Raw genomic sequence first — 14,871 nt, 5'->3', positions numbered from 1 at the left:
CCCCCGGGCCGCGGTGCCTCGGGGACGCCTGGGTGGCGGCCCCATTCGGAGACGCCTTAGTGGCGGCCCCCACCTCGCTCGCCGCGCTCGGGCAGGTCCACGGCGGTGCCATCGAGCGTCGCGTCGCCGCACTCGGGGCCGAAGGTCAGCACGTGCTCTCCGTCAGCGGTGGCGCGCGTCAGCGTCCCGGACGTGGGCCACGGGCAGACGTCGCGCGACGGCCGGACGATGGCCGCGAGCGTGACGGTGCCTTCCGAGCCATCGAGGAACGCCTCGGTGTACGCGCCGTCGATGGTGCGCACCGGCGGCGTGTCACTTGAGAACGCGACGGACAGGGAGCCCGTCAGGTGCACCGAGCTCACCACCGCGCCCGACGCGTCCGTCCGCGTGCGCGTCACATCCGCCTGCGTCGCCTTCTGGCGCGGCGGGGCGCCCAGCGTCAGCTCCGCGGAGGAGGTGGTGGTGCCCTGCGCCGTGGAGACCTCACCGTCGGAGTTCGTACGGGAAATCTGGAAGGTGACGGACTGCTCCTGCGTCACCGCGCCCTCGCAGTTCTCCGGCGCCGTGTACGTGGTCGCGATGTCCACCGTGCCGGTGGAAGGCCCGCCGTGCGGGCCGCGGCCACCGGGCGCGCCGCCATCGCCGGCCCCCCCGGTGGAGTGCGCGCGCACGGTGCCGTCCGTGCCCTCCGGCGGGGGCCTGCCACCGCCGCCACCGGGCCCACGGCCGCCACCACCGCCGCCGGGCCCACGACCACCGCCGGGACGCGTGGGCGCGGCGCAGTCCGTCCACTCGAGGTGCACGGTGGCCGGCAGGCTCTGGCCACAGACTTCCACGGTGGTGATGTCCGGGCTGTCATCACAGTGGAAGCCCTCCACCGCCTGCGGGCGCAACTTGTCCAGGCCGTGCAGCAGGCTGGAGACCTCCACCGCGTCGCTCGAATCCGAGACGGCCTCCACGGCCTGCGAGACATCCGAGGTGGCCTCGTCGGCCGTCTTGTCCGAGCTGCAACCCGCCGTCATCGCGCCCGCGGCGAGTGCGAGTGCTCCAAGCCACTGACTGCCCCTGTTCCTGCGCATCGTTCGTGCTCCTTGGTGTTTCCAGTGCCCGGCCCGCTTCCCACTGCGCCCATGGGACGAGAGGAATTAATTTCGTGTTCCCGGCACTCGTCGCTTCCGTGCTTGCGGAGCGCGCCACGCACACCGCTACACTGGTGGCTTGACCGGGAACGACGAGCTGCGCGCACTCATCACCGAGGCCCAGGACGGCAGCGTGCGCGCCTTCGAGCTCCTCATCGCTTCGCACATGCCGCAGGTGCGCCGCTTCGCGCGGGCCTTCGCCGCCTCGGACGCGGACGTGGACGACCTGGCGCAGGAAGCGCTGGTGAAGGTCTACAAGAGCCTGCGCTCGTTCCGCTTCCAGTCCGCCTTCAAGACGTGGCTCTACTCGGTGGTGCGCAACGTCTTCTTCGACGCCACGCGCAGCCGCGCCGGACGGGAGCGCGCCCTGGAGGAGCCCCTGGAGGTGGAGCACGTCCGGGCCCCGTCGGGCGCCGAGCCCGCCGACGAGGGAATCGCGCGGGCGGAGGAGAAGGAGCGGCTGTGGCGCGCGCTGCGGGCGCTGCCGGCGGAGTTCCGCACGGCGGTGGTGCTCTTCGATGTCGAGGGGTACAGCTATGAAGAGGTGGCCGCCATCGAAGGGGTGCCGGTGGGCACGGTGAAGTCGCGCCTCTCACGGGGCCGGACACAGCTTCGCACCCTGCTGGCGGGCGGGCAGGCCCCCGGGAGCCAGGATGGGGATGGGTCGGTGGGAACATTCAATGGGGATGCTTCGTCTCATGGTTCGAGGAGCGGTAGATGAGTGAGCCCGAAGAGACCGAGGACCGCGCGCTGCGCGAGCGCCTGGGAGCACTGCGGGACGAGCCGCCCTCCTTCGACTTCCAGTCCGCGCTCCATCGGCGCCTGGTGGATGCCGGGCCGCCAGACCCCGCCCCCGGGTGGGATTGGGTGCGCTGGCTCTTCCGGCACCGGGCTCCCATCGTCTGGCCCTCCGTGGGTGTCGCGGCCGGGGTCGCCGCATTCCTGCTGCTGGGCGCGGTGTGGGCGCCCCCTGCCCCGCCGCCCGCCGTGGCTTCTCGCCCGCTCGCGGTGCCGGGGACACAGGTGCCCGTGAGCAAGGTGGCGGTCATCAAGCTGGACTTCACGGCGGACGTGGCGGTGGCCCAGGCGGACTTCCAGGTGAGCCTTCCGGAGGGGCTCTCCTTCTGGGCGGACGGCGAGGAACTGCCGCTGCGCTCCTTCCAGTGGACCCAGGCACTCAGTGCGGGTAGCAACGTCATCCCCATCGCGGTGCGCGGACAGCGGCCGGGCCGCTACCTCGTGACGGCCGAGGCTCGCGCCGGCGGCCAGCGCATCGAGCACGACGTGGTGCTGGAGGTGACGGACGGATGAACAGGTCTTCGCCAGGGATTGCCGCGGCCTTCGCGGCGCTCGTCCTGTTCGTCGGCGGTGCCGCTCGGGCACAGGAGCAGGCCGCTCCCGCGACGCCTCCTCCTTCCACGGAGACGGGTGCGGCGCGAGCTCCGGAGGCTCCGACGAAGAACGCGCCTGCACCGTCGCCGCCCTCCTCCGAGCCGGGGGCGCGCGTGCACAGCTCCCATACGGTGGACGTCATCGCGCCTGGAGAGAAGGTCGACACCATCTTCGGCCGTATGCGGATGGAGCGCCCGGCGCCGCCTCCGCGCGGGGATGCGGTACGTCCGCCGCCCGGCACGGAGTCCCGTGACAACAAGCCGTCGCCCGGCCCGGGACGGAGTGGTGGCGGGCATCCTCCTCCGGGAGGTGACGGGCGCGCGCGGCCTCCTTCGTCCCCACGGACCGACGGCGCACCGCCGCCTCCTTCGTCGCAACCACCGCCACCGTCGCCCAATCAGCCGCGACGATGACGGTCGCCCCAGCGCTCGCGCTCGTGGCCCTGGTGGCCACGACAGCTCCGCTTGCCTCGGCGCAGGTGGCGTTTGCCCGTGGTGAGACGGTGCATGTGGCCCAGGGGGCCACGACGGGCCCGCTTGCTCCGACGCAGGTGACGTCCGCGCATGGCGCATCCGCGCAGGCGGAGCTCATGGCCCAGGCAGCCACGGCCGACCCGCTTGCCTCCGCGCAGGAGGCGCTCGCTCATGACGCCTCCGCACAGCCGGAGCCCGTGACCCAGGCAGCCGCGGCCGACCCGCTTGCCTCCGCGCAGGAGGCGTTCGCTCGTGGCGACTACGCGGAAGCGGAGCGACTTGCCCGGGAAGGCGCCCAGCCTCCGAGGCTCGGTGCCGCGCTCTACCTCGTAGGGCTCGCCCGCTTTCGCTCGGGCCGGCCCGCCGAGGCCCTGGAAGCGCTCGATGCGGCGGGGCGCGCGGAGGACGCGCCGGAGCCCGCTCTCTGGAACTTCAACCGGGGCGCCTGTCTCTACGCCCTGGGCCGCTTCGAGGAAGCCGAGCAGGCCTTCGCCGACGCCGGAACCGACGCGACGCTCGCTCGGGTCGCCTGGCTGAATGCGGGCTTCGCCGCGCTCGATGCCGGCTCGCCCGAGCGCGCCGCCACCTGGGCGGACCGCGCGGCCCCCGGCGCCTCCGAGCGCGAGGCCGTCCAGGTCGAGGAATTGCGCGCCCTCGTCGCCCAGGCCCAGGGACGCACCGTGAGCCGGAGCGACGAGGCGTACCGCCAGGGACTGGTGTCCTTCGACGCGGGGCGCTTCGACGAGGCGCGAGCCCATTTCCTCCGGGCGGCAGAGGAAGACCCGAGCTCGGGCCGCGCGCGCCTCATGGCCGGAGCCTCCGCCTGGCGGACGGGAGCACGCTCCATCGCATGGGAAGACGTCACCGCGGCCCTCGCGCTCTCACTCGACCCGGCGGACCAGCGCACCGCGCACCAGTACCTCGACCGGCTCTCCTTCGGACTTCGCGCGAGCGGCCCGAGCCTGCGGTTGTCCGCCGGAGCGGGCGGAGGCTTCGACAGCAACGTGCTCCAGGTCGGCGTGGCGGCTCGCGACGTGTCCGGGGCCAGCAGCGACGTGGAGACCGCCAGCGCTTTCGTCGAGGCGGGAGTGGGGCTCGCGGCCCGCCTCCGTCTCTCGGATGCGTTGTTCGCCCACCTCTCCTACGGCGGAAGCCAGCGCATCTACACGCTCGAGGCCGTGCGCGACTACTCGCTGCAACTGCACCGCGCGGCGGCCACCGTGGAGTGGGAAGCCGCCCGCCGGGTGCGCGTGGGCCTCTCCGCTGGAGGCGACCTGTTCTTCACCGGCCTCGCGGACTTCCGTGGGCTGCAGGCCTCGGTGAATGGCTGGGGCTGGCTCGCGGTGGACGAGAGCGAGCTGACCAGCACCCGGCTGGACCTCACCTTCGCCCGGAAGTCGGGACTGGCCAGCGAGTTCGACTACCTCACCGGGCCGCGACTGGACGCGACGCTGTCCCAGGAATTCCGCCTGCCGTCGCAGAGCCTGACGGCGTGGTACCGCTACCGCGAGGACCGCATCGGCACGCTGGTGCAGGAGACCACCGCCGACACCACCGGCGCCTCGCGCGCGTACGTCATCCCCTTCGGCTGGGCGGGACACGCCGTGGGCCTGTCCACGCGCCGGGTGCTCGGCCCGGCATTCGACGCGGGCCTCGACGCCGAGCTGGAGCGGCGCGACTACCTGAGCGACAGCTACCTGCGCGTCACGCCGTTGAATGGGAGCGAAGAGGCCTGGGACCTGCGGCGACGCCGGGACTGGCGCTTCACGCTGCTCGCCAGCGCGAGCGCGCGGCTGTCCCGGTGGCTGCAGCTCACCGCGCGCTACGAGCTGCTGGTGAACCGCTCCAACATGGACACGCGACTGGAGGACAAGCCCGGGGCCTGCACGTCGCCGGACTACCTCTGCCATGTCTACGACTACACGAATGGCAACTACGAGAAGCACGTGCTGATGCTCGAGCTGGGCACCTCGTGGTGAGCGGTGGTTCACGGAGGTCTGACGAAATCCCCCCAGTCCTTGTTCCCAACCCTCGCGTTTCGTTGAGAAACCGAAATTGTCGCCGCGAACGTTACAGACAGGTTTGATGAACAGCGGAGGGCGTCTGTAACGATGGGGTCGAGAGGAGCATTCGACATTGGCCCCATCCGATGATGACTCCGACCCCAAGCCCCTGCTGCCCAAGCTCAGCCGCCGCGCCTTCTTCACCGGCGCGGGTGCCTCCGCGCTGACCGCCACCCTGGTACAGACGGCCGCGCAGGCGGCGACCCAGGCCGGGCCCGCGGTCCTCGGACCCGAGCCCTCCACCCTCCAGCTCGACATCAACGGCCGCCCCGTCATCGTCCAGGCCGACCCCGGCACCACGCTGGCCGAATTGCTGCGCAACCAGCTCGGGATGACGGGGACGAAGGTGGGCTGCGACCGCGGCGCCTGCTCGGCGTGCACGGTGTGGCTCGACGGCGAGGTGGCCGCGAGCTGCATGACGCTGGCCTTCGACGCCCGCGGCAGGAAGGTCACCACCATCGAAGGGCTGGCGCGCGGGGACGAGCTGCACCCGGTGCAGCGGGCCTTCGTGGAGAACGACGCGCTCCAGTGCGGCTTCTGCACGCCCGGCATGGTGATGAGCTGCGCCGCCCTGGTGGAGCGCAACCCGAAGTGCACGCTCGATGACGTGAAGCAGGCGGTCAGTGGCCACCTGTGCCGGTGCGGCACCTATCCCAACGTCTTCAAGGCCACCCTCGCGGCAGCCCAGGCGGGCGGCAAGGGCAAGGGGAAGAGCTGATGCAAGACGTCAAGGACACCACCGGAACGCAGGGCACCGCGAAGCCCTCCGACGGCCAGAAGGCGCAGGCCGGAGGCCCGCAGAAGCCACCCCCGCCCAACCCGGGCCCCTCGCGAGAGCAGGCAATGCAGTACGGCATCGTCGGCGCCGGCCTGAAGGAGGTCACCCGGCGGGTACCGCTCGACGAGCCGCCGCCCCTGCCGGAGAACGCGAAGCTGAAGTCCATCGGCAAGCCTGTCTCCCGCCTGGACGGCGTGGAGAAGGTCACCGGCCGTGCCCGCTACACCTTCGACATCCAGCTCCCGGGAATGCTCTGGGGCCAGCGCGTCCTCTCGCCGCTGCCGCATGCGCGCATCAAGTCCATCGACACCTCGGCGGCCGAGCGCTACCCGGGCGTGCGCGCCGTCCACATCCTGGAGCGCCTGCTCTCCACGGCGAAGCTGAGGGACCCGAAGGCGGAGCAGGGCCGCTACCCCACCGTCCGCTACGCGGGCCAGCCCATCGCCGCGGTGGCGGCGGACTCGCCCCGCGCCGCCGAGGCCGCCGCCCGCCTCATCAAGGTGGAGTACGAGCCGCTCCCGCACGTCACCGGCATCGAAGAGGCGATGAAGGAGGACGCGCCTCGCGTCTTCCCCGGCCCCACCGAGCAGCCCGCCACCGCGGGAGGCGGAGGCGCACCCCCGGGCCTGCCGCAGAAGGGCAACGTGCGCGGCCCGGACACGAAGCCGCGAGGCATGGGCCCACGCGGCGACGTGGCGAAGGGCTTCCGCGAGTCCGAGGTGGTCGTCGAAGCGGAGTACCGCACCCAGGTGCAGACACACGTGCCCATGGAGCCGCACGGGCTCGTCGCGGACTGGAAGGACGACCTGCTCACCCTCTACGCGTCCACCCAGTGGGTGGCCAGCGTGCGGGACGAGGCCGCCGAGCTCTTCGAACTTCCGAAGAACAGGGTGCGCGTCATCAGCGACTTCACCGGAGGCGGCTTCGGCGCGAAGTACGGCATCGGCAACTACGGCCTGCTCGCCATCCACCTCTCGCGCAAGGCCCGGGCCCCGGTGCGGATGATTCTGGACCGCCGCGAGGAGCACGTGTCGGGCGGCAATCGCCCCAACAGCATCCAGCGACTCAAGGTAGGCGCGAAGAAGGACGGCTCGCTCGTCGCAATCCAGCTCCAGGCCTACGGCAGCGGCGGCGTGGCCGGAGGCGCGGGCGTCGGCTTCTGCCACTCCACGCTCTACGACTGCCCCAACGTGCACGTGGAGCAGTACGACGTCTTCACCAACGCCGGCCCCTGTGCCGCCTTCCGTGCGCCCGGCCAGGTCCAGGGCATCTTCGCCCTCGAGCAGACCATCGACGAGCTGGCCGAGCGCATCGGCATGGACGCGCTCGCGCTCCGGGCGAAGATTGACGTCTCCGACACGGACGACGCGCGGGCCCGCGCCCAGGAGCGCAAGGTGGGCGCCGACAAGGTCGGCTGGAACAAGCGTCGGCCCGCGGGCTCGGACAAGGGGCCCATCAAACGGGGCATGGGCGTCGCCCAGTCCCAGTGGGTCTACCTCGTCCACCGCAACACCTCGTGTGAGGTGCGCGTGTCCGGGGATGGCTCCGTCGAGGCCTTCAGCGCGACGCAGGACATCGGCACGGGGACGCGCACCATCCTCGCGCAGGTGGTGGCGGAGGAGTTCGGCCTGCGGCCCGAGGACATCGGCGCGTACGTCGGTGACTCGCGCTACCCGCAGGGGCCGGCCTCGGGCGGCAGCCGCGTCACCAGCTCGCTGACGCCCGCCGCGCGCAATGCCGCCCACCGCTGTGCCCGCGAGCTGGCCGCGCGAATCGCGCCCCTGTTCGAGGCGAGCGCGGACGACATCGTCTTCGCCGACGGCAAGGTGATGGTGAAGGGCAAGGCGTCCTCCGCGCTGCCCTTCCGCGACGCGGTGAAGAAGTCCGGCGTGCGCGAGCTGTCCCACCGCGCCGACCGCCGTGACGACTACGAGGGCTACGCGATGTCCACCCCGGACATGAGCATCAGCCGGCACGGCATCGGCGGGGTGCAGTTCGCCGAAGTCGAGGTCGACACGGAGACGGGCATCGTCAAGGTGGAGCGCGTGGTCGCCGTGCACGACTGCGGGCGCCCCATCAACCCCAAGCTCACCGAGAGCCAGATTTTCGGCGGCGTGATTCAGGGCGTCAGCTACGCGCTCTACGAGGAGCGCCACCTGGACCCGGGCAGCGGCCACCAGCTCAACGCCAACGTGGACCAGTACAAGATTGTCGGCTCGCGCGAGGTGCCGAAAATCGAGGTCATCGTCCTGGAGCAGCTCGGCGCGCAGTCCTCCACGGACGCGCGCGGAGTGGCCGAGCCCGCCAACGTGGCGACAGCGGCGGCGGTGGCCAATGCCTTCTACAACGCGACGGGCAAGCGCATCCGCACGCTCCCGATGACGCCGGCGAACGTGCTCGCGGCGCTGCGCACCACCTGAGACGGATTCGGAGGAAGCATGCAGAGCTTCGAGTGGGTCGACGCGGAATCCGTGGAGCAGGCCGTCTCCCTGCTGGGAGAGTCGAGCGAGCGCCAGCCCGTCATGGCGAAGGCCGGCGGCATGGACCTGCTCGACTTGATGAAGAATGGCGTCGTCTCGCCGCACCGGGTGGTGAACCTCAAGTCCATCAAGGGCCTGGATGGCGTGCGCTTCGACGCGAAGCAGGGCCTGGAGTTGGGCGCCCTGGTGACGTTGGCGCGGATTGCCCGAGAGCCCGAGGTGCGTGGGCGCTACGTGGCGCTCGCGGACGCGGCCGGGCACGCGGCCACGCCCCAGGTGCGCAATGCCGCCACCCTGGGTGGCAACCTGCTCCAGCGGCCCCGCTGCTGGTACTTCCGGAGCGAGCACTTCCACCAGCTGGGCGGCAACGACGTCGAGCGGGTGCGCGAGGGGGAGAACCAGTACCACGCCATCTTCGACAACCAGCGCACGGTGATGGTGCACGCCTCCACGCCGGCCACGGCGCTCGTGGCCTACGGCGCGTCGGTGGAGCTCACCGGCCCCGGGGGCAAGACACGCATGGTGCCCGTGTCCGAGTTCCTGCTGCCGCCGGACATGAAGCGCCCGCGCGACACCGTCATCGCCCCCAACGAGGTGCTGACGCGCGTGCGCCTCCCCGCGCTCGCGGCGGGGACGAAGAGCGCGTACCACAAGCAGGGCGAGCGCGAGAGCTACGACTGGCCCATCTGCGACGTCGCGGTGGTGCTGCGCATGGACGGCAAGGTGGTGCGCGAGGCCGCGATTGCCATGGGCTGGGTGGCGCCCACGCCCCGCCGTGCGACGGAGGCCGAGAAGCTGCTGGTGGGCAAGCCGCTGGACGAGGAGCTGGCGCGCCAGGCCGCGAAGGCGGCGGTGAGCGGCGCGACGCCGCTGTCCAAGAACGCCTACAAGGTGCCCGTCCTGGAAGCGGTGGTCCGCAGGACGGTCCTCGCCGCGTCGAAGGCCTGAGGGAGGCACGCATGGACTCGCACGGCGAGCCGAAGCCGCCCACCGTCTGCCGGCGCCTGCGCTCCAAGGGGACGCCGGGCTACCGGTACGAGGCGGCGGTGGACTGGGACACGGGCTACGTGTCGACGGCGACGTTCTGGTGCGTCGCCACCGGAGAGAGCGTGGGGCCGGATGATGACATCGTGCACCCGCACTCCTGTGGCGGGGCTCGGGCCTGCTTCCGCGAGCCCACGGAGGACCCGACGGACGGGCCGAAGATTCTGGAATAGCCAGATAGCCCCGGCTCAATCCCTTGCATCCGTGATAGGCTTCGCCTCCTGCAAAAGGGGGCGTCCATGTCACGAACCAGTTTGTATGGGATTTCCACGACAGCATTGACCCTGCTGTGGTGCCTTGCTCTTCCCGGCTGCGAGCAACCTGTGGTGTCTGGCGAAGCCCCGCCCCCCGGGGCCGTGATGTCCACCCGGGAAGCGGCGCTGGTCGTGTCGTCTTCGTACATCGACATCCGGAGCCGCACGGGGACGGGCGTGTCACTCGGGCGGACCTGCGGCAGCTCGAACGAGGTCAGTCCAGCCTGCGTCGGCAGCAGCGCTCCGGAGTTCAGCCACCACTGGGTGGCGCCCTATGACGGCGCCTTCACCTTCAGCACCCAGGGGCCGGGGACCACCTTCGACACCGTCCTGGAAATCACCCGGTGGGCCGACAGCGCGTCGCTCGGCTGCAATGACGACGCGGGGGGTACCTCCCGGTCCACGGTGACCGTCAACCTGGCCGCCAACCAGGAGGTCCGCATCGCCGTGGATGGACGGGGCGTGGCCTGTGGCAACTTCCAGCTCGACATCCAGGGAGTGCCGTCGACCTGCGGCGCCTGCAACACGCCCCCGAGCCCGTGCCACGAGCCCAATGGCACCTGCTACAGCGCCTCCTGCGTGTACCCGCTGAAGCAGGTGGGCGCGGCCTGCAATGACTCGAATGCCTGCACCCTGGGGGACACGTGCAGCGGCAGCGGCGTGTGCCAGGGCACTCCCATCACCTGCAACAGCCCGCCGGGCCAGTGCTACGCCACGGCGGGTACGTGCACCAACGGCACCTGCCAGTATGCGCCCCGCCAGTACGGCAGCTCGTGCAGCGACGGCGACTCCTGCACCCAGGGCGACTACTGCGCGGGCAACGGCGCCTGCTATTCGGGAGACCGGACCTGCTGTCCGAATGGCGGCATGGTCTGCAACGGCTACTGCTGTGGCGGCGATTCGTACTGCGACGGCTCCGTGTGCCGGCTCTGCAGCACCAATGACCCGTACCTCACGCTGCGATATCCCACGTGCCAGATCTCCGCCAGGGCACCGGAAGAGACCTCCCGGTAGCCGGAGTGGGGATGTCCCGGAGGAGGAGGGGCACCGCCCTCCTCCCGCCATTCCGGGACTAGCGGCGGTGCAGCACCTGACCGGCGCTGCCCGCGGTCCACGCGCTGGCGCGCGTGCTCCAGGTGCCCACCAGTGACTTCGTCGTGCCGCTGAGCTGCCGCCGCCACCGGGTGCCGTCGAAGTGGAACACCGCGCCTCCCTCTCCGACGGCCCAGGCGTCATCGCTCGCGCCGCCCCAGACGTCGTTGAGCCGCACGCCCGCGGCGCTGGTGGTGTCCACGTCGAACGTCCCTCCGTTGTAGTGCACCAGGACGCCCTCGTCGCCCACCGCCCAGACGTCCTCCGGGCCCACGCCCCAGACGCCGCGCAGCGCGTGCGGCGTGAGGGAGGCCTCCACGGGAGTCCACACCGCGCCGTTGTAGAACTCGAGCGCTCCGCCCTCGCCCACCGCCCAGTAGTGCTCGGGCGAGAGTCCCCAGACATCGTGGAGGGTGAAGTCCGCCGTGCCGCCATCCACCCAGGCACTGCCCGTCCACAGGGCGCGCCGCCCCCCGGCACCCACCATCCAGATGTCCGACGGCCCGGTGCCATGGATGCCGTGAGGCTCGAGCCCGGCGGGCAGGGCGTGGCTCTGCCATTGCTGGCCATTCCAGTGATGGGCGCTCGCGCCAACGGCCCACACGTCGTCGGGGCCGATGACCCACGCGCAGCTCACCGGGCCCGGCGGAGGCGTGGCCACGCGCCAGGCCTCGCCGTCCCAGACAAGGGCGACACCGTCCGCGCCCGCGCGGCCGAATACCCAGACATTGTCCGCGGCCGAGCCCGTGACGGCGCTCCAGCTCACGCCGGGCGCCAGGTCCCTCGTGAGCAGGTGCCAGCCGCGCGCATCCCGGTGGAGCAGCGCTCCCCCGCCACCCGACACCCAGACATTACCAGGGCCGGTGCCATGCACGGCGAGGAGGTCCTCCCGGGTTCCGGACTCGACCAGTGCGAGCGATTGACCGTCCCAATGCAGGAGCGTGCCCTGGGCACCCACCAGCCAGACGTCAGCGGAGCCGCTGCCCCAGACACCATGAAAGCGCACCGCACGCGGAGACTGCATGGCCGTCCACCCCGAGCCGCTCCAGCGCGCGATGGCGCCGGAGGTCGCCACGGCCCAGCCCGTGCTGGCGTCGGGCGACATCCACAGCGCGGTGTAGCGCTCACCTCCGGCGCCTGGCACCGGCAGGGCACCACCCAGGCCCACCCAGTCCATTCCATCCCAGCGGGAGAGCCGCTGGCCTCCAGCGAGGGCCCACACCTCCGTCGATGAGCGGCCCCACAGCGCGGAGAAGCCCGTGGCCCCGCTCACCAGCCGCCAGCCCGCCGCCGTCCGGCGCCAGAGCCGTCCGTCTGGCGCCTCGGTGGAGGGAAGCTGGGTGAGCCACCCGTCCGAGGGCGAGAGCATGGAGAGTCCACCCGGAAGGCCTCCCTCCGGCAGGGACTCGACGCCCCAGGAGCGTCCGTCCCAGCGGGCCAGCGCCGCGCCCGCTCCCGCCGCCCAGACGTCGGAGGCACCGGAGCCGGACAGGAGGAGCAGGTCCCCGGAAAGGCCCGTGGCCAGCGCCGTCCAGCGCGAGCCATCCCAATGCAGGGCCTGGCCACCAGGGCCGCCTGCCCACAGCTCACCGGCCGCCGTGCTCCACACCGCCGTCACCGACTCGCCATGAGGCGTGGGATTCGCCCAGCACCACCCGTCCTCGCTGCACACCGCACCGGTGTCCTGGACCGTCCCAGCGTCCGTCCCAGCATCCGCTCCGGCATCTGTTCCCGCATCCGTCCCCGCGTCCGCTCCACCGTCCGTCCCCGCGTCCCCTCCGGCATCCGTCCCCGCGTCCCCTCCGGCGTCCGCTCCACCGTCCGTCCCCGCATCCACTCCAGCGTCCGCACCCACGCCCGAGTCCACCCCGGCGTCCTGCTGGGACGTGCCGCCGTCACCGTCCCCGGACTCCTCGGAGGAGCAGCCCGACAGCAGCGGCAGGGCCCACAGCATGAAAAGCAGGCAGCAAGGGCCCCGCAAACCCAAACGTCGGGGAGTTGACGTCACAAACATATGACCTCCAGGACCACGAACGGTTTTCGCAAGGCATCGTGACAACCCACTATTGCAACCAAGTGGCTATCCAATCACCATGCCGCTCTATCATTTAAATCAATTTTCGCGGCTTTTTCTGTTCTGCGGATGTGATTCATATCCGCGATTGATTGCCAGCGCCAGCGGCCCGGATTCAGCCGGCTCCTGGAGAGGAATTAGTGGGTTTCCACGTGTCACACCCCTCACGTGGGAAATGCCGTACACGCCGCAAAGGAGAGGACATGCAAAGCACTCGAGGAATGTGGAAGCAGCTGGCCAAGGCCGTTCCCCTCGCTGGCCTCATGCTGATGACCGCGGGCTGGTCGAACCCGCTCAGCCCCCCGCAGGCCAACCCGAAGGAGTCCCAGCGCCTGGTGCAGAAGTTCGATGTCGCCACCCAGCAGCCCGGCGTGTACCAGATCGACCTGGACCTGTCGGACGACGCGGACTGGTCCTTCCTCGTCGGCCGGCTGACCTCGGCTGGCAAGAGCGAGAAGAACGCGCCGGAGCTCTTCCGGCGGCTGGACTACATGCGTGAGCGCGCCCTCACGCGCAAGGCCAGCGGCGACGCTTCGCTGGCCGTGGAGGGAGCGTGGTGCAACCACTTCCTCAAGTACAGCAGCCCGCCCATCACCGCCAATGGCTACACCACCTTCTTCCCGGTGGTGCAGGTGTCCTGCAAGGACGGCGCGGACTACGTGTACGCCGACCTCTTCAACTACGACGTGAACGACGCGGAGACGAACTCCGTCCTCCTGTCTTCCGCGTCCGGTGAGGAGTACGGCGACGGCCTGGCGTTCGATGACGTCACCGCGCCCGCCACCGTGGCCACGGGCAAGGGCCGCACCCTGCGCATGGAGTCGCTGGTGATGGCGCTGGGCGCGAACCTGGACCAGACCTCGTACATCGTGGAGCGCGCGGCGGCGCTGGACTCCCAGCCCAAGCTGGACTTCACCCACCCGCGCAAGGTGCTCGCCCAGGCGCCCCAGGCCGAAATCATGGCCTGCCAGCTCCGCGGCGGCGCGGACTGTGACTACGCGGTCGCCGGCTACGCGGGCGGCAACCTGACGCCGTATCCGCCCACGCCGACCGGTGTGGCCGCGACCTACCCCAACAACCCGGGCATCCTGAACGGCAGCGACTACTGGACCTTCAACGCCCCCTACAACTACGAGAACCTCTACGTGCCCGTCCGCGGCACGCTGGTGGGCGGCGCCCTCGGCGGCTTCCAGTGCGTGGTGACCAAGGTCGACCGCGCGCGCATCCAGCTCATCGCCGGCGTGTCGGGCCGCACCTGCCTCAACGAGGCGCAGTTCATCGGCGCCATCGGCACGGGTAGCACCACCAGCAACATCAACGTGCTGACGAACATGAACCGCCTGTTCAACACGGCCGGCACGGGCACCAGCCCGAACGACTGCAAGGCGGAGACCATCGTCAACGAGATGACCCGCTACTCCATCCTCGTGTCCGGCGAGGTGCGCTGCAACACGGTGTACAAGAAGTTCTTCGTCACCTACCCCACCACGACCTCGGGCATCACCCCCAACATCTTCTTCCGCAACAGCTGCATGGCGGAGGGGACGCGCGTGAAGCTGGCCGACGGCAGCGTCACGACGGTGGAGCAGGTGAAGACGGGTGACCAGGTCATCGCCAATGCCCAGGGGACGGTGCTGACGGTGACGGACGTGGCGCGTGGCAACGAGGTCAAGCCGCTCGTGCGCCTGCGCGACAACGCGGGCCACGACGTGACGCTCACCGAGATGCACCCGGTCATCAAGTCCACGGGTGAGGTGGTCGCCGCGAAGAACCTGAAGGTGAAGGACCGGGTGCAGACCGACAGCGGCACGGCCACCCTCACCTCCATCACCCCCGTGTCGGCGGAGAAGGCCCGCGTGTACAACCTGCGGCTGGGGACGGACCAGGAGTTGCTGAAGGTGGCGAAGAATGGCCGCACGCTCTTCGCTGGCGGCTTCCTGGTGGGCGACCTGAGCATGCAGGACGTCCTCCAGCAGCCGAAGGATGGGCCGCAGCTCTCCCTCCTCGAGCGCCTGCCGAAGGCCTGGCACAAGGACTTCAAGAACGGCATCAAGCCCACCGTCGCGCACTGAGCCCAAGGCT

At 70.8% G+C, this 14,871-nt stretch carries 12 protein-coding genes; 10 read left to right on the top strand and 2 right to left on the bottom strand.

The features are described from left to right. Positions 1-56: 56 nt before the first annotated feature. Entirely contained in the window at positions 57-1,079 is a 1,023-nt protein-coding gene (locus OV427_RS30715) for a hypothetical protein (RefSeq protein WP_267859756.1), read from the bottom strand. Positions 1,080-1,218: 139 nt separating this feature from the next. Between OV427_RS30715 and OV427_RS30710 the strand changes: the two genes are divergently transcribed. The 9 genes from OV427_RS30710 to OV427_RS30670 all read left to right on the top strand — a co-directional run bounded on the left by OV427_RS30710 (position 1,219) and on the right by OV427_RS30670 (position 10,637). Next, positions 1,219-1,860, top strand: a complete 642-nt coding sequence (locus tag OV427_RS30710) for an RNA polymerase sigma factor (RefSeq protein WP_267859755.1) — start codon at positions 1,219-1,221, stop codon at positions 1,858-1,860. Next, entirely contained in the window at positions 1,857-2,450 is a 594-nt protein-coding gene (locus OV427_RS30705; RefSeq protein WP_267859754.1) for a hypothetical protein, read from the top strand. The genes OV427_RS30710 and OV427_RS30705 overlap by 4 nt, the downstream gene beginning before the upstream one ends. After that, the gene (locus tag OV427_RS30700; RefSeq protein ID WP_267859753.1) at positions 2,447-2,944 is read left to right on the top strand and encodes a hypothetical protein; all 498 of its coding nucleotides are present in this window, start codon (positions 2,447-2,449) and stop codon (positions 2,942-2,944) included. The genes OV427_RS30705 and OV427_RS30700 overlap by 4 nt, the downstream gene beginning before the upstream one ends. Further along, positions 2,941-4,983, top strand: coding sequence for a tetratricopeptide repeat protein (locus OV427_RS30695; RefSeq protein WP_267859752.1), 2,043 nt, complete (start codon positions 2,941-2,943; stop codon positions 4,981-4,983). The genes OV427_RS30700 and OV427_RS30695 overlap by 4 nt, the downstream gene beginning before the upstream one ends. Positions 4,984-5,140: 157 nt before the next feature. Further along, entirely contained in the window at positions 5,141-5,785 is a 645-nt protein-coding gene (locus OV427_RS30690; protein WP_267859751.1) for a (2Fe-2S)-binding protein, read from the top strand. After that, a complete protein-coding gene (locus tag OV427_RS30685) occupies positions 5,785-8,265 on the top strand; it encodes a xanthine dehydrogenase family protein molybdopterin-binding subunit (protein WP_267859750.1) in 2,481 nt (826 codons plus the stop codon). Before OV427_RS30690 ends, OV427_RS30685 begins: the two co-directional genes overlap by 1 nt. A gap of 18 nt (positions 8,266-8,283) precedes the next feature. Next, complete coding sequence (locus OV427_RS30680) at positions 8,284-9,273, top strand: FAD binding domain-containing protein (protein WP_267859749.1); 990 nt, start codon at positions 8,284-8,286, stop codon at positions 9,271-9,273. Positions 9,274-9,284: 11 nt separating this feature from the next. Then, on the top strand, positions 9,285-9,542 hold the full coding sequence (locus OV427_RS30675; protein ID WP_267859748.1) for a hypothetical protein: 258 nt from the start codon (positions 9,285-9,287) through the stop codon (positions 9,540-9,542). Positions 9,543-9,728: 186 nt separating this feature from the next. Further along, positions 9,729-10,637 (top strand): hypothetical protein, encoded by a 909-nt coding sequence (locus OV427_RS30670; RefSeq protein ID WP_267859747.1) that lies wholly within the window; start codon positions 9,729-9,731, stop codon positions 10,635-10,637. 58 nt (positions 10,638-10,695) lie between these two features. Here the strand turns inward: OV427_RS30670 and OV427_RS30665 are convergent, their stop codons facing one another. Next, positions 10,696-12,669 (bottom strand): hypothetical protein, encoded by a 1,974-nt coding sequence (locus OV427_RS30665; RefSeq protein ID WP_267859746.1) that lies wholly within the window; start codon positions 12,667-12,669, stop codon positions 10,696-10,698. Between the two features lie 323 nt (positions 12,670-12,992). Between OV427_RS30665 and OV427_RS30660 the strand changes: the two genes are divergently transcribed. Further along, on the top strand, positions 12,993-14,861 hold the full coding sequence (locus tag OV427_RS30660; protein WP_267859745.1) for a Hint domain-containing protein: 1,869 nt from the start codon (positions 12,993-12,995) through the stop codon (positions 14,859-14,861). Positions 14,862-14,871: the final 10 nt, after the last annotated feature.

The organism is Pyxidicoccus sp. MSG2, from assembly GCF_026626705.1.
In the GTDB taxonomy this organism is placed as follows: Bacteria; Myxococcota; Myxococcia; order Myxococcales; family Myxococcaceae; genus Myxococcus.
The sequence above is the reverse complement of the archived record's forward strand: the minus strand, read 5'-3'. Positions and strand labels throughout refer to the sequence as shown.